At 68.6% G+C, this 16,010-nt stretch carries 20 protein-coding genes and 1 tRNA gene; 11 read left to right on the forward strand and 10 right to left on the reverse strand.

Going from position 1 to position 16,010, the window contains the following annotated elements; translation table 11 throughout:
- Positions 1–6: 6 nt before the first annotated feature.
- Entirely contained in the window at positions 7–522 is a 516-nt protein-coding gene (locus QRN21_RS11755) for a methylated-DNA--[protein]-cysteine S-methyltransferase (RefSeq protein ID WP_053097213.1), read from the reverse strand.
- Positions 523–712: 190 nt separating this feature from the next.
- Here QRN21_RS11755 and QRN21_RS11760 point away from each other — a divergent pair, with 190 nt between their 5' ends.
- Both QRN21_RS11760 and QRN21_RS11765 read left to right on the forward strand, forming a co-directional pair.
- Positions 713–4,432 (forward strand): ATP-binding protein, encoded by a 3,720-nt coding sequence (locus tag QRN21_RS11760; RefSeq protein WP_056279930.1) that lies wholly within the window; start codon positions 713–715, stop codon positions 4,430–4,432.
- On the forward strand, positions 4,425–4,619 hold the full coding sequence (locus QRN21_RS11765) for a hypothetical protein (protein ID WP_053097209.1): 195 nt from the start codon (positions 4,425–4,427) through the stop codon (positions 4,617–4,619). The genes QRN21_RS11760 and QRN21_RS11765 overlap by 8 nt, the downstream gene beginning before the upstream one ends.
- 83 nt (positions 4,620–4,702) lie before the next feature.
- Here QRN21_RS11765 and mscL read toward each other — a convergent pair whose 3' ends face one another.
- The 3 genes from mscL to QRN21_RS11780 are packed head-to-tail and all read right to left on the reverse strand — an operon-like array spanning position 4,703 to position 6,041.
- A complete protein-coding gene (mscL, locus tag QRN21_RS11770; RefSeq protein WP_053097207.1) occupies positions 4,703–5,128 on the reverse strand; it encodes a large conductance mechanosensitive channel protein MscL in 426 nt (141 codons plus the stop codon).
- A gap of 25 nt (positions 5,129–5,153) precedes the next feature.
- Complete coding sequence (locus tag QRN21_RS11775; RefSeq protein ID WP_053097205.1) at positions 5,154–5,429, reverse strand: FmdB family zinc ribbon protein; 276 nt, start codon at positions 5,427–5,429, stop codon at positions 5,154–5,156.
- 15 nt (positions 5,430–5,444) lie between these two features.
- Positions 5,445–6,041: a 5-formyltetrahydrofolate cyclo-ligase gene (locus QRN21_RS11780; RefSeq protein WP_053097203.1), complete on the reverse strand. Its 597-nt coding sequence runs from the start codon at positions 6,039–6,041 to the stop codon at positions 5,445–5,447.
- Between the two features lie 40 nt (positions 6,042–6,081).
- On the opposite strand from QRN21_RS11780, the gene galU reads away from it, so the two are divergent.
- The 4 genes from galU to QRN21_RS11800 all read left to right on the forward strand — a co-directional run bounded on the left by galU (position 6,082) and on the right by QRN21_RS11800 (position 8,689).
- Entirely contained in the window at positions 6,082–6,969 is an 888-nt protein-coding gene (gene galU, locus QRN21_RS11785) for a UTP--glucose-1-phosphate uridylyltransferase GalU (RefSeq protein WP_053097201.1), read from the forward strand.
- Positions 6,970–7,015: 46 nt separating this feature from the next.
- Positions 7,016–7,627 carry a GNAT family N-acetyltransferase gene (locus tag QRN21_RS11790; RefSeq protein ID WP_053099195.1) on the forward strand — a complete coding sequence of 204 codons (612 nt, stop codon included), beginning with the start codon at positions 7,016–7,018 and terminating at the stop codon, positions 7,625–7,627.
- Between the two features lie 82 nt (positions 7,628–7,709).
- A complete protein-coding gene (locus tag QRN21_RS11795) occupies positions 7,710–8,567 on the forward strand; it encodes a hypothetical protein (protein WP_285364184.1) in 858 nt (285 codons plus the stop codon).
- Between the two features lie 49 nt (positions 8,568–8,616).
- Positions 8,617–8,689, forward strand: a tRNA-Ala gene (locus QRN21_RS11800).
- A gap of 46 nt (positions 8,690–8,735) precedes the next feature.
- Here the strand turns inward: QRN21_RS11800 and QRN21_RS11805 are convergent.
- Together QRN21_RS11805 and pgi are read right to left on the reverse strand one after the other, a co-directional pair.
- A complete protein-coding gene (locus tag QRN21_RS11805) occupies positions 8,736–9,152 on the reverse strand; it encodes a ribosomal maturation YjgA family protein (protein ID WP_285364186.1) in 417 nt (138 codons plus the stop codon).
- 21 nt (positions 9,153–9,173) lie between these two features.
- Positions 9,174–10,853: a glucose-6-phosphate isomerase gene (pgi, locus tag QRN21_RS11810; protein WP_285364188.1), complete on the reverse strand. Its 1,680-nt coding sequence runs from the start codon at positions 10,851–10,853 to the stop codon at positions 9,174–9,176.
- 72 nt (positions 10,854–10,925) lie between these two features.
- On the opposite strand from pgi, the gene QRN21_RS11815 reads away from it, so the two are divergent.
- On the forward strand, positions 10,926–11,969 hold the full coding sequence (locus tag QRN21_RS11815; RefSeq protein ID WP_285364189.1) for a hypothetical protein: 1,044 nt from the start codon (positions 10,926–10,928) through the stop codon (positions 11,967–11,969).
- A 27-nt stretch (positions 11,970–11,996) separates the two neighbouring features.
- Positions 11,997–12,329 carry a DUF7882 family protein gene (locus QRN21_RS11820; protein WP_053097194.1) on the forward strand — a complete coding sequence of 111 codons (333 nt, stop codon included), beginning with the start codon at positions 11,997–11,999 and terminating at the stop codon, positions 12,327–12,329.
- 1 nt (position 12,330) lies between these two features.
- Here the strand turns inward: QRN21_RS11820 and QRN21_RS11825 are convergent, their stop codons facing one another.
- Entirely contained in the window at positions 12,331–12,942 is a 612-nt protein-coding gene (locus tag QRN21_RS11825; protein WP_056279938.1) for a flavodoxin family protein, read from the reverse strand.
- Between the two features lie 105 nt (positions 12,943–13,047).
- Between QRN21_RS11825 and QRN21_RS11830 the strand changes: the two genes are divergently transcribed.
- Positions 13,048–13,251: a hypothetical protein gene (locus QRN21_RS11830; protein ID WP_053097189.1), complete on the forward strand. Its 204-nt coding sequence runs from the start codon at positions 13,048–13,050 to the stop codon at positions 13,249–13,251.
- On the opposite strand, the gene QRN21_RS11835 is transcribed toward QRN21_RS11830, so the two are convergent.
- From QRN21_RS11835 to QRN21_RS11845, 3 genes are read right to left on the reverse strand one after another with little or no spacing between them, the layout of a single operon-like run.
- The gene (locus tag QRN21_RS11835; RefSeq protein WP_053097187.1) at positions 13,252–13,854 is read right to left on the reverse strand and encodes a GNAT family N-acetyltransferase; all 603 of its coding nucleotides are present in this window, start codon (positions 13,852–13,854) and stop codon (positions 13,252–13,254) included.
- A gap of 35 nt (positions 13,855–13,889) precedes the next feature.
- On the reverse strand, positions 13,890–14,330 hold the full coding sequence (locus tag QRN21_RS11840; protein ID WP_082297859.1) for an ImmA/IrrE family metallo-endopeptidase: 441 nt from the start codon (positions 14,328–14,330) through the stop codon (positions 13,890–13,892).
- Between the two features lie 22 nt (positions 14,331–14,352).
- Positions 14,353–14,730 (reverse strand): helix-turn-helix domain-containing protein, encoded by a 378-nt coding sequence (locus QRN21_RS11845; protein WP_285364190.1) that lies wholly within the window; start codon positions 14,728–14,730, stop codon positions 14,353–14,355.
- 94 nt (positions 14,731–14,824) lie between these two features.
- Between QRN21_RS11845 and QRN21_RS11850 the strand changes: the two genes are divergently transcribed.
- On the forward strand, positions 14,825–15,034 hold the full coding sequence (locus QRN21_RS11850) for a helix-turn-helix domain-containing protein (protein WP_053097185.1): 210 nt from the start codon (positions 14,825–14,827) through the stop codon (positions 15,032–15,034).
- Between the two features lie 18 nt (positions 15,035–15,052).
- A complete protein-coding gene (locus QRN21_RS11855; RefSeq protein ID WP_187250541.1) occupies positions 15,053–15,982 on the forward strand; it encodes an aldo/keto reductase in 930 nt (309 codons plus the stop codon).
- Positions 15,983–16,010: the final 28 nt, after the last annotated feature.

Below are 16,010 nucleotides of genomic sequence, written 5' to 3' on the forward strand. Positions count from 1 at the left end.
GTGCGGTCAGCCGTGCGACTCGAGGTCGAGAAGGAACCTCTTGCGCTCGGGATGCGCGCCGTACTGACCCGTCGTGCCATCCGACCGCACCACGCGGTGGACGGGGACGACGATGGAGAAGGGACTGAGACGGCAGGCGGTGCCGACGGCCCGCGCGGCACCGGGGCGCCCGGCCAGCACCGCGACCTCCCCGTAGCTGATCGTCTCTCCCCATTCGATGGTGGTGATGGTCTGCAGCGCCGTGCGCGCGAACCCGTCGATGAGGCGCCAGTCGAGCGCCAGGTGATCGTGGAATCGCACCGGCGATCCACCGAAGTACGCGTCGAGGAGTTCGGTGACCTCGTCTGCCGCACCGGGGTCGGGTTCCGGGACGGCCCGGAGCTGGCTCGCGACGTTCTCGAGGAGCCAGGGAACCGATGGATCATTCGACTCCGAGAGGTCGAATCGGACGAGCCCCTCGTCGGAGAACACCGCGAGGGCGTCGCCGAACGGAGTCGGTGCGAAGTCATAGCGGAAGGTCATGCCTCCATACTGACCGGAGCGGGGGTACGGGGGCGTCCCCACGAGCGCGACCGGGGGAGACCGCACCGACTCGTCGCTCGGGTGCAGAAGCAGTCCGCAGGGTCGTCGCTCCGCCCTCGAGCGGGCGGAAATACGGTGAAACCCGCCCGGGATACCGCCTGCGGGGCGAGGCGCGCTTAGTGTGTGAGGTGTGTGGCGACGTGAAGGCAAGGCTGCGGATGACGCAGCGACCGATGCCGCAGTGACCCTCGGCGAATCGCACGAGCCGGTCTCCGGTATCGGCATCGCGCATGCGGCAGAGGCCGAGCGCACTCGGCTGCGTGCGGAAGCTGCTGACCTCGGTGGCTCATCGCCGCTCGTGAACTTCCGCGACACGGTCGAATCCAGCATCGACATCTCGAAGGCCCACCCCGGCAGTCTTCCCCAGTTCATCACAGGCAAATCGACCCTGCTGTCGAATCTCTATCGCGACGAGGTCGGTCTGCGCACTGCGAGGCTCGCCGCCGAGCGGATCACGGCGAAGAACACCGAGCTGCGCACCGTTCGCGGCATCGAGGCGGTGCACCTCGCAGTCGGCGTCGCCGGCTGGCGCATCGGCGGGGCGGATTTCTCGGCGCCCGTGCTGCTTCGCCCCCTCGCCATCCGTCGGCACCACTCCGACTTCGAACTCAAGCTGCAGGGCGCGTTCGAGGTGAACCCCGAGCTCGTGCGCATCGCGCGTGAGCACTTCGGCATCACGATCGACGCCGCGGCTCTCGCCTCCCTCGCCTACGACGGCGGGATCTTCAAGCCGCAGCCCGTGATCGACAGCCTTCGGGCCACGACGCGGTCGATCGACACCTTCACGGTGCTGCCGCGGCTCGTGGTCTCGACCTTCGCCGATGTCGGCGGTGCCATGTCCCGCGACGGCGGGAGTCTGGACCACGTCGTGCTCAACGCTCTGGCCGGTCACGTCGGTGACCGCGAGCAGGTCTCGGCCCGCCGACCCGCGCCGCACCACACCGGACCGGACGACCGGGCGCCGGCATCCGACAATCTGCTGCTCGATGCGGATGCCGAGCAGGAGGCGCTCCTCGCCAGGATCGCCGCCGGACATTCGCTGACCGTCGCGACGCTCCCCGGCACAGGCGGCACACAGACCGTGATCAACGCGCTCGGCGAACTCGTGCGGGCCGGCAAGAGGGTGCTCGTCGTCTCGGCGCGACGGTCGACCCTCGACGGCGTGCGGCACCGTCTTGCGGGCATCGGCCTCGACAGCCTGGCGGTATCGCCCGCGAACGTGCGTCGGGACCTCGTCCGCGCGATCGGCCGGAACGAGAAGGCGACGGCTCCGAAGGTCAGCGACGTCGATGACGCTCTCGTGCGTCTCCGCACGGTGCTCAGGGATTATCGCAGCGCTCTCACCGCTCCGGTCGCGGGGACGAACTCGTCGGTGCTCGACGCCACCAGGCATCTCACGAGGCTCGCCTCCCTGCCCACCCCGCCGTCGACCACGGCGCGACTCAGCGCCGAGACCCTCCGCCGTCTCGCTGACGATCGCTCGTCGGCGGCAGCGGCGCTCGCGCAGGCCGCGCGCCTCGGCGAGTTCCGCTTCGGACCCGACGACTCGCCCTGGTACGGAGTCACGTTCTCGAGCACCGAGGCTGCGAAGTCGGCGCACCAGCTGGCAGCGCGTCTGCACTCCGACAGCGTGCCGGCCCTCCTCGAGCGCGGGTATGCCCTCATCGCCCAGACGCATATGCGCCCGTTCTCGACGATCGACGAGCTCGGTGAGTACCTGCGGCTGCTGCAGGGCATCCGCGACTCTCTCGACCGGTTCAGCCCCACCGTCTTCGAGCGTCCGCTGGGCGAGCTCATCCAGGCTCACGGATCGCGCCGCGACGCGCCCGCGATGTCCGGGGCGAACCGGCGTCGGCTGCGTCGTCTCGCCAAGGAGTACGTGCGCCCGGGCGTCCATGTCACCGAGATGCACGAATCGCTGCTGCGCATCCAGGCGCAGCGCACCCAGTGGCAGCGGTTCGTGGAAGCCGGAGTGGCGCCCGAGGTTCCACTCGGGCTCGCCGACGTCCACTCCTCGTGGCAGCGCGTCACGGCTGAGCTCGCCGAGCTCGATGTCGCGCTCGGCCGCAGGGAACCGCTGTCGACGCTCCCCGTCGCCCGCCTCGTGCGCACTCTCGCCGGTCTCGCGGCGAAGTCCGACGTCTTCGACAACCTCGTGGAGCGCGCGCAGCTGCGCGATAGGCTGGCCGACCTCGGTCTCGAGCCGCTGCTCGCGGAGCTGTCCGTTCGCCACGTCGCCGAGTCGCGTGTGGGTGACGAGCTGGAGTTCGCCTGGTGGCAGACACTGCTGGAACGGGCTCTGCAGGAGGATCGAGCGCTGCTCGGTGCGAACACGGCGGTGGTCGACCGGCTCGAGCGGGACTTCCGTCTCGTCGACGAGGCGCACGCCGCGATGGCCGGTCCGTTGCTCGCCTGGCAGCTCGCGAACCAGTGGAAGATCGCCATCGTCGATGAACCGCAGGAGTCGCAGAACCTTAGGCGCGCACTGAAGCAGCCGGCGACGACGACAGCGGAGATCGTGAGCTCCGCGCCCACACTCGTCGGCGTGCTCGCGCCGGTCTGGATCTCGTCTCCCTACCTCGTGCCGCAGATCCCCGACTCCGTCGAGTTCGACACGGTGCTCCTCGTCGATGCGGCCGCGATCAACCTCGCCGAAGCGGCCCCGGCGATCCGCCGTGCCCGTCAGGTCGTCGCTTTCGGCGATCCGGTCACCCAGCTTCCGACGGCGTTCCACGTCGCCGTGGACCCCGGCCCCGAATGGGAGCACGAGGTGCCCTTCGACTCCGTGTCGGTGTTCGAGCGCCTGTCCGAACTTCTTCCCGTGATGACCCTCACGCGCAGCTACCGTGCGGGCGGCGAGGACCTCGCAGAGCTCATCAACGACGCGTTCTACGGCGGCGAGATCGTCTCGCTGCCCTGGGCGGGCTCGTACCTGGGTCGCGGCAGCCTCACCGTCGACTACGTCGAAGGCGGCACCGGCGCACCCGACCCCGTGTCGGGTGCGGTGGAGAGCCCCGAGGCAGAGGTCGCACGCGTCGTCACGCTGGTCGTGGAGCACGCCGTGCATCGCCCGGACGAGTCGCTCATGGTGGTCACCGCGAGCAGGCGTCACGCCGAGCGCGTGCGGGCCGCCGTCACCTCGGCATTCGCCGGGCGCTCCGACGTCGCCGACTTCGTCGGTCGCGACACGGCCGAGCCCTTCGCGGTGCTCACCCTCGAGGAGTCCGTGGCCGAGAGTCGCGACCGGGTGATCTTCTCACTCGGCTACGGCCTGACCAAGCACGGCCGAGTGCTCAGCGACTTCGGCGACCTGTCCACGCCGGATGGGGAACGGCTGCTGACGGTCGGGATGACCCGCGCCCGCCGGTCCATGGTGATCGTCTCGTCGATCCGCCCCTCGTCGTTCGACGACGGCCGCCTCGAGTTCGGCGCCGCCACCCTGATGTCGATCCTCGGCGGCCTCGCCACCCGGGGACGCGACGCACGACTGGAGGATCTCGCCGACCCGCTGACGCTCGCCCTCGCACGAGAGCTGCGCCGTCTCGGCGCAGCGGTCGACGTCGACTACCGCGGTCTGCTGCCGCTCGTCGCACAGCACAACGGCAAGGCCGTCGTCATCGAGTCCGACCCGGAGTCTCGGGGCGAGTCACTGCGCGAGGCCCTGCGGCTGCGCCCGAACGTGCTTCGCCGCCTCGGGTGGCATTACGTGCGCGTGCACGCCTTCGACCTCTACAGCGACCCCGTCACGGCGGCCACGCGCATCGCGGGAGTCTTGGGAATCTCGGCATCCGCGGCCCGAGCCGACAACGACACGCAGCCGATCGATCTCACCGACCCGCAGAATGACTGATCAGCCGGACTCCGGTGCCCCGCGGCAGAAGGTCGTGCGGGTCGCCGGATCGCGGCGTGCCCGGCTGACTCCCGTGCCGGGCACCGACACGGACCCGGATCGGGTCGTCCGGGAACCTCAGCGGACGACGGGCCCGAAGGGGCCCAACGACGACCGCCTGATGCAGGACGTGCCCCCGCACTACTGAGCACCGGCGGCTCAGGCGTGTTCGGGAGACGACGAAGCGCACGGCCCGAATCGGACCGTGCGCTTCGCGGTGCGGACTGCGAGTCAGCTGCGCGGCTTGTTCCCGGCGAGCAGGTCGCGGATCTCGACGAGCAGCTCGGCCTCGGTGGCGGCCGCCGGCTCTTCCTCCGGCTGCTCGGCCGCGGTGCCCTTGCGCGCCTCGACGTGGGCCTTGAACGTGTTCATCGGCAGCACGAACACGAAGTACACCACCAGAGCGACCGAGAGGAAGCTGATGATCGCCGAGATGAGATCGCCGATGGGGAACGTGACGGTATCTCCGTAGATGCTCTGCACCTGCGGTCCGAAGTTGCCCGTCGCATCCGCCTTGAAGAACAGCGAGACGAGCGGGGTGATGATGCTGTTCACCACGGCGGTGACGATCGCCGTGAACGCGGTGCCGATGACGACCGCGACCGCGAGGTCGATCACGTTGCCGCGGAGGATGAAGTCCTTGAAACCTTTGAGCATGGATGCCTCCGGGGAGTTGATGGGGTCAGGAAGAAGATGTGCTGGTCGACGCGGGGGCCGGGGTCGTGGTCTTGGCCGGCTCTGCCTTCGATGATGCCGGGGCGGATGCGGAAGAGCCGGAGCCCGCTCGCGAGTCGGTGCGATAGAAGCCAGATCCGTTGAAGGTCACGCCGATGGATCCGTACTGCTTGCGCAGCTCGCCGCCGCATTCGGGGCAGACGGTGAGCGCGTCGTCGGAGAAGCTCTGCACGGCGTCGAAGGCGTGACCGCACGAACGGCAGGCATAGGCATAGGTGGGCATTGCGATCCTCGCGGGTCAGCGTCGCGTGGGCGACAGGTGGAGGGTCTGCGTGGGAGTCACGACGCCGGTGACCGGCTGGTCGTGAACCTCCCTCGGCAGGAAGTCGAGTACCTCGGAATCATAGATGACTGCGTAGACCGGAGGGCACTTCTCCATCGAACCGATGGTCTTGTCGAAGTACCCGCGCCCCCAGCCCATGCGCATCCCGGTGCGGTCGACGGCCGCGGCGGGGATCACCATCAGGTCGACATCGTTGACGGCGATCGGACCGAGCACCTCGCCGGTCGGCTCGGGAAGCCCGAAGAGGCCTTCCGCGACGTCGTCGTCATCGGTCGCCACGGCCCAGTCGAGAAGGCCGTCGGCCCGTGTCACAGGAAGCAGGACCCGGATGCCGCGGCGCACCGCGCCGGTGACGAACTCCCGGGTGCCCGGCTCGGTCGTGGTCGAGAGGAAGCACGAGATCGACCGGGCGCCGAGCGCGTCGACCAGCTCGTCGAGGCGCTGCGTGATGGCGGATGCCGCGGCCTCCCGCTGCGAGTCGCTCAGCAGCTGGCGGCGTTCGCGGAGCTCGGCGCGAAGCGCGCGCTTCTCATGCTCTACGTCGTGGGACATGGCTCCGAGTCTACGGCGGCATCCCCACTAGGCTGGGTGGATGGGTATACGGAAGATGAAGGCTGTCATTCCTGCTGCCGGTCTGGGAACGCGTTTCCTGCCGGCGACGAAGGCGATGCCGAAGGAGATGCTGCCGGTCGTCGACAAGCCGGCGATCCAGTACGTCGTCGAAGAGGCCGCCAGCGCCGGGATCGATGACATCCTCGTCATCATCGGCCGCAACAAGAACGCGATCTCCAACCACTTCGACTCGGTCCCCGAGCTCGAGGTCAAGCTGATGGAGAAGGGCGACACGGGGCGTCTCGAGCGCGTCATCCATTCGAGCGACCTCGCCGACATCCACTTCGTCCGTCAGGGTGAGCCCAAGGGACTCGGTCACGCGGTGCTGCGTGCCCGCACGCACGTCGGCGACAGCTCCTTCGCCGTGCTCCTCGGCGACGACCTCATCGATGAGCGCGACCAGCTGCTCACCGAGATGATCGCCGAGCACGAACGCAGCGGCGCCGCGGTGATCGCCCTCATGGAGGTCGATCCCGCGAGCATCCACATGTACGGCGCCGCCGCCGTCGAGGACATCGAGGGATCGGATGCCGTGCGCGTCACCGACCTCGTCGAGAAGCCCGCACCCGAGGACGCGCCGTCGAACCTGGCGATCATCGGCCGTTACGTCCTGCCCGCCTCGATCTTCGAGGTGCTCGAGCGCACCGAACCCGGCAAGGGCGGCGAGATCCAGCTGACCGACGCGCTGCAGGAGCTGGCCACCAGCGCCGACGGCCCCGGTGTGGTGGGCGTCATCTTCCGTGGACGCCGGTACGACACCGGCGACCGCGTCGACTACATCAAGGCGATCGTCCAGCTCGCCTCCGACCGCGACGACCTCGGCCCCGAGCTGCGGCCGTGGCTCAAGGAGTTCGCGGAACGCCTCTAGGCGTCGACGCGGCGTCGGGAGCGCGCGGATGGATCAGGCGACGGGGATGCGGCATGGTCCCATCGAGTTGCGCCTCGTGCGCTCTCGGGATGCGAGGGCTCTTCAGCACGAGCTGTTGAGTAATCGCTCCTGGCTGCAGCCGTGGGAGGCCACCGTCCCGTACGGCTCGGTCTCGTTCGACATGCGACTCAGCATCCGCCGTCTGCTGCAGCAGTACCGCGACGGCGCGGGCTATCCGTTCGTCATGGAGTACGAGGGCGAGATCGCCGGGCAGCTCAACGTGTGGGGAGTCGCCAGGGGGTCGTTGTGCTCGGCGACCATCGGGTACTGGGTGAGTGAGCGCTTCGCCGGCAAGGGCATCACGCCCACAGCCGTCGCGCTCGCCACCGATGCCTGCTTCACGGAGTATGCGCTGCATCGCATGGAGATCTGCATCCGGCCCGAGAACGTCGCGAGCCTGAGGGTCGTGCAGAAGCTCGGCTTCCGCTACGAGGGGCTGCGTCGCCGTTACATCCACATCGACGGCGACTGGCGGGATCACTACGCGTTCGCCCTCACTCGCGAGGATGTGCCGCAGGGCGTGCTGGCCCGGTGGCTGAACGGCGAGGTGCCTCCGGACGCCGCGACGATCCCGCCGTCGGACCGTTTCGCGCTCTGACACGCCGCTGACTTCAGAACTCCTCGCGACACACGCTCCGACTGAGCGTCGTGACCAGCGATGTTCCCGTACCGTTGTCGACATGGACGGGCCGGTGCTGAGCGGGGGAGTGATAGTCCTCGTCGCTGTGCTCCTGTGGATGCTCTACCTGCTGCCCTCCTGGCGTGGGCGCTTCCAGTACGACGCCGCGGAGCGCAACGCCGTCAGACTGAACCAGGCCCTTCGGGTGCTGGCCGAGACCAGCGAGACCCCCGGCGAGGTCCGCCTCGAACTCAACGCGCGGACCGCCCTCGCGCAGCAGAAGCTCGCGAAGCGCCTGCAGTCCGAGAAGGAAGCCGCGGAGCTCATGAAGCTCCGCGAAGAGCTGGCTGCCACGAGGGCTGATCCCGTCATTCGACAGGCCCGCGCGCGTCGCCGTGTGCGCATCGTCGCCACCTCGACCCTGCTTCTCGGTCTCGTCGTCACCGGGCTCGGCGTGTGGCAGCTGATCGCGCTTCAGGCGCAGCTGCTGCTCTGGGTCGGCGGGTCGGTCATCGTCGTCGCCGGCTTCGCCCTGCAGCGCATGTCGGCTGTCGCCGCCCGCGCCGCCCGGCGTTCGGTGCGCGTCGTCGAGCAGCCCGTGCAGAGGGCAGAGCCCGAACTGCACGATCAGGGCCCGGCGACATGGACCCCGCGTCCGCTGCCCGAGCCGCTGGTGTCGGTCGCAGGCTCGCGCGCGCAGGTGGCGAGAGCGGAGCTGGATGCGCAGGAGAAGCGCCGCGCTGCGGCTCGTCTCGCCGAGCTTCGTGAGCGAGCGGAGCGCATGGCGCCCGCCGCACCCGTGCAGATTCCGGCGGCCGCGCAGGCCGCTGCGTCTCCGTTCGCGAAGATGGGATACGTCGACGACGCGGAGATCGAGGCGCATGTGCGCGACCTCCTCGCGAAGCGTGCAGCGGGCTGATCCTCGCGGCACGAGAGGGTCTTCGAGCGTGATAGCGTAGAAGACGTCAGGGCCTATGGCGCAGTTGGTAGCGCGCCTCGTTCGCATCGAGGAGGTCAGGGGTTCGAATCCCCTTAGGTCCACCGACGAGAAAGACCCCCGAGCATCGCTCGGGGGTCTTTTTTCTGTCTACTGTGCGCGTGCGCAGAGACGGCGACCGATCGCGTGGTCGCAGAGGGCGGCGGCACCCGCGCCCACCGCGTAGGCGACGAGGTCGCGCGCATCGAATCCGACGCCCAGGACGAGTCGCACCGGCCAGAAGGCCTCGGACCAGATCGCCGGCAGACCGGTGAGCTGGAAGCACTCGATCAGCATGCACAGCGCCGCGGCGCTCGCACCCACGATCCAGGCCGGGGCTCGTGGGAGCACGATCGCGATGACGACGTAGATCATCACCGCATAGAGGGCGTCGCCGAGTGCGTCCGCGATCGGACCCCGACCGGCGAGGTGTGTGACGAGACCGGCCGCGACGACCAGGACGGCGACGACGACCAGTGCCCGGCGACGCGCACTGACGTGCGCGTCGCCGCGTGTGACCGACTGCATCCGCCGCTCCCGCTGTCTCGCCTACTTCCGGTTCGCGCGGTAGTAGGAGAGCAGCGCCTTCGTGGAGGCGTCCTGCGCGTCGATGGCCGCCTCGTCCCCGCCGATGGCCGGAGCGATCTGCATCGCGAGCTGCTTGCCCAGCTCGACGCCCCACTGGTCGAACGAGTTGATGCCCCAGATCGTGCCCTGCGTGAACGTGATGTGCTCGTACAGGGCGATCAGCTGACCGAGCACCTGCGGTGTCAGCGCGGGTGCGAAGATCGAGGTCGTCGGGCGGTTGCCGGCGAACGTGCGTGCCGCGACGAGCGCTCCGGTGGTTCCCTCGGCCTCGACCTCTGCGGCGGTCTTGCCGAAGGCCAGAGCCTTCGTCTGCGCGAGGAAGTTCGCCAGGAACAGCTCGTGCACGTCCTGCCCGCCGTCGGTCAGAGGGTAGGCCGGGTTCACGAACGCGATGAAGTCGGCCGGAATCAGCCGGGTGCCCTGATGGATGAGCTGGTAGAACGCGTGCTGGCCGTTGGTTCCGGGCTCTCCCCAGAACACCTCGCCGGTGTCGGTGGTGACCGGGGTGCCGTCCCAGCGGACCGACTTGCCGTTGGACTCCATCGTCAGCTGCTGCAGGTAGGCCGGGAACCGGCTCAGCTGCTGTGCGTAGGGCAGCACCGCATGCGACTGCGCGCCGTGGAAGTTGACGTACCAGACGTTGAGCAGACCCATCAGCACCGGGACGTTGCGCTCGAGAGGCGTGGTGCGCACGTGCTCGTCGACCGCATGGAAGCCGGCCAGCAGATCGCGGAAGGTGTCGGGTCCGAGCGCGATCGCGAGCGACAGGCCGATCGCGGAGTCTACCGAGTAGCGGCCGCCGACCCAGTCCCAGAATCCGAAGGCGTTCGCCGGATCGATCCCGAAGGCCGCGACCTTGTCGAGGGCGGTCGACACCGCCACGAAGTGGTGCGCGACGGCGTCGGTGCGGGCGTCCTCGTCGTCGGAGATGGCTCCCGAGGCCTGGAGTCCGGCCCACAGCCAATCGCGCGCCAGGCGGGCGTTGGTGAGCGTCTCGAGGGTGGTGAAGGTCTTGGACGCGACGATGAAGAGGGTCGTCTCGGGGTCGAGGTCCGCGGTCTTCTGCGCGAGGTCGGTGGGATCGATGTTCGACACGAACCGCGCCTCGATCCCGGCATCCGCATAGGGCTTGAGCGCCTCGTAGACCATGACGGGCCCGAGGTCGGAGCCGCCGATGCCGATGTTGACGACGTGAGTGACGCGCTTTCCGGTGATGCCGAGCCACTCTCCGGAGCGAACTCTGGTGGCGAAAGTGCTGAGTGCGTCGAGCACGGCCTGCACGTCGGCATCCACGTCCTGTCCGTCGACGACGAGCGCGGGGGAGGAGTCGGCCGGTCGACGCAGTGCCGTGTGCAGCACGGCGCGGTCCTCGGACGTGTTGAGGTGGCTTCCCTGGAGCATCGCGGCGTATCGCTCGGCGACTCCCGTCTGCTCGGCGAGGCGCAGAAGCGCTGCGAGAACGTCGTCGGTGACGAGGTTCTTCGACAGGTCGACGTGGAGGTCTGCGAGCGGGAACGAGAATCGCTCCGCACGGTCGGCATCCGCGGCGAACCAGCCTCGCAGATCGGCGGTGATCGACTCGCGCAGCGCGGCGAGTTCGGACCAGGCGGGAGTGAGTGTCGGATCAACAGGAGCGGTCATGGATCCACGGTACTGCCGCACGCGACGTCGTGACCCCGTGATGACGTCCGGCCTCGCTCTAGGATGGGGGCGATGACCGACACGGCGCCCACGACGACCTCGGAGCGGAGGCTGCGGCGCGAGATCGGTCGCCGGCTCGTGCGGGCTCCGCTCGCGTGGGGAGTGCTCCTGCTGGTGGCCGCGACGGTGTGGACGATCGCGGGCGACGACCTGAGCTTCTTCCCGTTCCTGCTCATGCTGCTCGGCGGCTGGAGCATCGCCTTCTCCTTCGTCAACGCGACGATGGACATGCGCCCGGTGCGCGCCGGCGTCGCCGTGCACCTCGGTGTCGCCGTGGTGCTGACGGCTGTGATGATCGTCGTGATCGACGCCGGGAGCGAGCTGCTCGCCGGCCTGCCCGAACCCGTGCGGGCGGTCATCGTCGTGCTGCAGATCGCCGCCGGTCCCGCCGCGGGATGGATCTGGCTGGGCCTTCTGTCGCGCCTCACAGACCGCATCGGACGGCGTGATGCCCTCAGGCGCCCGCCTCCTGTCGCACCCGAATGGGAGCGTGACGAGAACGGCGACGGATCCCACGTCCAGTTCTCCGCCATCGACCTGCGCATGCGGGCGCTGACGGTCGCCATCGTGGCGGTGGTCCTCGTCGTCGGCACCGCGGGCACCGTGCTGCTCATCGCATTCGACGACGCAGTGATGCACATGGGCGCCCGCCTCGCGATCATCCTCACGGGCGCGGTCGTCGGACTGCCGGTCTATCTGATGCTCCGCGCCGTGCTGAGGCGACGGACGCTGTCCTGCAGCGTCGCGTTCGGCGATGACGATCTGCGCATCCGCTCCGGAAACGCGACCCACCGCATCCCCTTCCGGCAGCTGCAGCATCTCGTCTGGCGGACCCGATCGGACTACGCCCGCATCGAGGTGCGCGGCGCGGGCGTCGATCTCTCGCTGATCACCGGGCTCGCGAAGCCGCCGTCGGGCCGCACGGCCGAACTGCCCGCGCTTCCGCGTCGGGTCTTCCGACGACTCGAGCTCGCAGGGCTCGACGTGGAGCGTTCGCGCCGTGATGAGGTTGTGACGTTCTCGCCGCGCCAGAGCGCGCACGCGAGTACTCGATGACACGCGCGTCGGGGTACGGTTTCCTTCATGGGAAGACTGCGATATGACGGCACTTCGGAGCCGATCCTCATCGACGACGAGACGCTCGCTCATCTGAAGGTCATCGTCGGCACGAAGCTCCGTCGCCAGGAGAGCTTCATGATGACCTGGCATCCTCGCGAAGGCGGCGACCCCGGCCGTCTCACCGTCTGGATGCACCCGGCGATCCCGCTGCAGTTCCTCTTCACCTCTCCGGACCCGCACAACATCGAGAAGGCGCGCATCGAAGAGATGATGCGCGCTCTCAACGCGACGGGCGAGCTCGTGATCGACGACTACGTGCAGCCGAAGGCTGACAGCGGGAGCGCGCCGAAGTCCTGAACTACTCCGCGGGGTATCCGTCTGCCTGGAGACTGCGGGCCAGGTGCACGGCATTGCGCACTGCCGTCGCCGTGGCCTGCGCGACCTTCTCAGGGGTCGTGGACAGATCCTTGTAGTCGATGGTCTGCATCGCCTCGCCGTTCCAGTAGATCGACGACTGGGCGGGCAGCGAGTACCCGACGTCGTTCAGCGCCTGGAACAGAATCGCGGCGATGTGGTGGGCTCCATCCTCGTTGCCGACGATTCCGGCGATCGCGACCTTGTCGAACAGGATCGGTCGACCCGCATCGTCGGTCTCGCTCAGTTCGGCGTCGAGGCGTTCCAGCACCCGCTGCGCGACACTCGAGTGCTGGCCCATCCAGGTGGGGGTCAGGAACACGAGGATGTCGGCCGCCAGCACCTGCTCGCGCAGAGTCGGCCATTCATCGCCTTCGCCCATGTCGGTCTCGACGCCGGGACTGATCGAGTGATCGACGGCGCGCACCAGCTGGCCGGCGACTCCGTGCTCCGCGAGAGCTTGCAGGATCTGGGACCCCAGGAGGTCGCTGCTCGATTCCGCGGGAGACGGCTTGAGGGTGCAGGAGATGGCGAGGGCAGTCAGTCGTGTGCTCATCCCTGCACGCAATCACCCCCGCGGGCGATCGCCCAGGGGGTTCCGTCGCTGCCGCGTGTGCGCTAGGCGGTATCCTGGATGACGGCCGCTACGACAGGAGATCCCGTGATCCTCAGCTTCATCTTCTTCATGATCCTCTTCCTCGGAGGCATCTGGCTCATGGGGCTCGCGCAGTCGCTCGAGGACTTCCAGGCGATCGTCTTCATCGCCGGCCTGCTCATCGTGAGTCTGTCGCTCGCGTTCGTGATGCGCGCCAGCGGCTCGGCCACCCGTCGCAAGGACAACTGGTCGGGCAACGCCACCGAGTAGTCAGGCGCGTCTGGCCAGCCTCGCCTCGAGGTTGGCCTTCACCGCGGGCCACTCGGGCTCGATGATCGAGAACTCGACGCTGTCGCGCAGCGCGCCGTTGCGGTATCGGCTCATCGCGCGCATGACACCGTCCTGCTTCGCTCCCAGACGTTCGATCGCCGCCCGCGACTGGAAGTTGACCCACTGCGTCGTCAAGCCCACACGGAACACGCCGAGGTCCTCGAACGCGTGCCGGAGCAGCAGCAGCTTCGACTCGGCGTTGGTGCCGGTGCCGTGGGCCGACGGGCGATTCCAGGTGTAGCCGATGTGCAGCCGGGGGACGTCGGCCTCCAGGTCGTAATAGGACGTGAGGCCGAGGATCCGCCCTTCGGCGTCGAACGCGGTGAACGGGATCATCCCACCGGTCTCGATCAGGCCGATGCGACGGTCGATCTCGGCGGCGAGCCCGTCGGGGGAGGGCACCGAGGTGTACCACGCCTGCTTCCACAGCTCACCCTCGAGCAGCGCATCGAGGAGGCCGTCGTGATGAGACGTCTCCAGAGGTCGGAGTTCGACGAGGCGGCCGGTGAGGGTGATCGGGGCCGGAGCGGTGCGGAAGGTCATGCAGCCATTCAATCAGCGCCGCGCCCGGCGCCATGTCACACGATCGGGGCGCGATGCTCCCATTGGCCCCGCCCCATCCTCGCGCCGACGTACGTGGTGTCCCCGACGCGACGCAGCAGCCGTCGATAGGCGGTCACGAGCTCGACGGTCACTCCCAGCTCGAAGGCGAGGCTGGCGGGGTGGGTGCCTCGCGCTCTCTCGGCCTCGGCGTACGCGTCGGCGTCGATCAGCAGTCGGGCCGCCCACTCATCTGCTCGGCGCTCCTGTCGCGCGCGGATCGACGAATCCGCGGTGGGGGTGTGACCGAGCATCGCGTGCCCGAGCTCGTGCGCGATCACGCTGGATGTGGCCCTCGCGCTGAGACCGGGGGTGACCCGGATGGTCGCGGTGTGCGGTTCGTAGCCGCCGGGGCGCCGACCTCGACGTTCGATGAGGTGCAGCCCGTTCTCTTCGAGCAGGCGAAGGAGGGCCTCCATGATCCTCCTCGCCGGGTGGTCGTCAGTCGTAGAGATCGTCGGTGTCGTCAGCGTGCGCGAGAGGAGACTCGAACGCGACTTCGGATTCATCCTGGCGTCGACCACGGACATCGGTGCGGGGGCGCAGGGCGGTGATCGTGGCGCCGCCGCGGAAGCCTTCGGAACGGAGCCGCTCTTCGGCACGCGTGATCACCACGTGCGGTGCGATGTCGAGGGCCGCGCTGACCGCGTACAGGATGGGAACCGGGATCGAGCGCTTGCCCGTGACGTAGTTGTCGAGAGCGCTCCTCGCGATGCCGACCTCGCGCGCCATCGCGGCGATGCTGCTTCCGGCGGCGGCGATCTCGGCGCGGAGCTGGCGGCCTACCGCCGCATTGAACTGCTCGCCCGGTGTCTTCACGTGAGTCACGATAGCACCGGCATGAAGCCAGGATGCCGTCATACTGGTGCGCTGAACGCTTGTCGCACCCCGTATGCGGCGATACTGTCTATGAATGACGACAGATGTGCGACGTGCGGTGGCGAATGCGATCGAAGAAGAACTGCGTCGCGGGGGTCGGGACACACCCTGGCTCTCCGATCGAGCGGGAATCGCCCGCGCAGCGCTCCGTAGGAAGCTCGCGGGTGAGGCCGACTTCACCGTGGCCGATCTGGCCGACATCGCGCAGGCGCTCGACATATCGGTCGCACGGCTCACGCCCTGACCGCACTAGCGTGGGGGTATGAAGACCATCCCCTTCGGATCCGCCACAGCCCCCGCCGTCGTCGCCGGAATGATGCGCATCGATGACAAGGATGATGCGCAGATCCGCGAACTGTACGACACCGCCCGCAATGCCGGCATCGACTTCTTCGATCATGCCGACATCTACGGCGGCAGCATGCACTTCTGCGAAAGCCGCTTCGCCGATGCGCTGGACCTCACGGCCGCCGAGCGCGACGAGATCGTGCTGCAGACCAAGTGCGGCATCCACCCCGCCGAGGGCACGTTCGACTTCTCATACGAGCACATCGTCCGCCAGGTCGAGGGGTCGCTCGCGGCGCTTCGCACAGACCACATCGACGTTCTCCTGCTGCACCGCCCCGACGCGCTGGTCGAGCCCGAGGAGGTCGCCAGGGCGTTCGACGAGCTCGAGGCCGCAGGCAAGGTCCGCTCGTTCGGCGTCTCGAACCACACGCCGCGGCAGATCGACCTCCTGCGCACCGCGGTCACTCAGCCCCTGGTCGCCAATCAGCTGCAGCTGTCGATCACGCACGCGCCGATCCTCGCGCAGCCGGTCGCCGCGAACATGGCAGGCGAGGACCAGAGCATCGTCCGCGACGGCGGAGGCATCGTCGAGTACTGCCGCATCAACGGCATCACGATCCAGGCATGGTCGCCCTTCCAGGGCGGCTTCTTCACGGGGGTGTTCCTCGGCAACCCCGAGTATGCCGAGCTCAACGCCGTGATCGATCGGCTGGCTGCGTCGTACGCGGTCGCACCGATCGCGATCGCGACGGCGTGGATCACTCGTCATCCCGCGAAGATGCAGGTCGTGCTCGGAACCACGACGCCGCAGCGGGTGCAGGATGCCGCTGCCGGCGCCGACATCGAGCTCACGCGCGCCGAGTGGTACGAGCTCTTCCGCGCGGCGGGTCACCTGCTCCCGTAGCAGGCGCGCGAGACGCGGGCGTCGTCTA

It is taken from the genome of Microbacterium sp. LMC-P-041, assembly GCF_030209555.1.
In the GTDB taxonomy this organism is placed as follows: Bacteria; Actinomycetota; Actinomycetes; order Actinomycetales; family Microbacteriaceae; genus Microbacterium.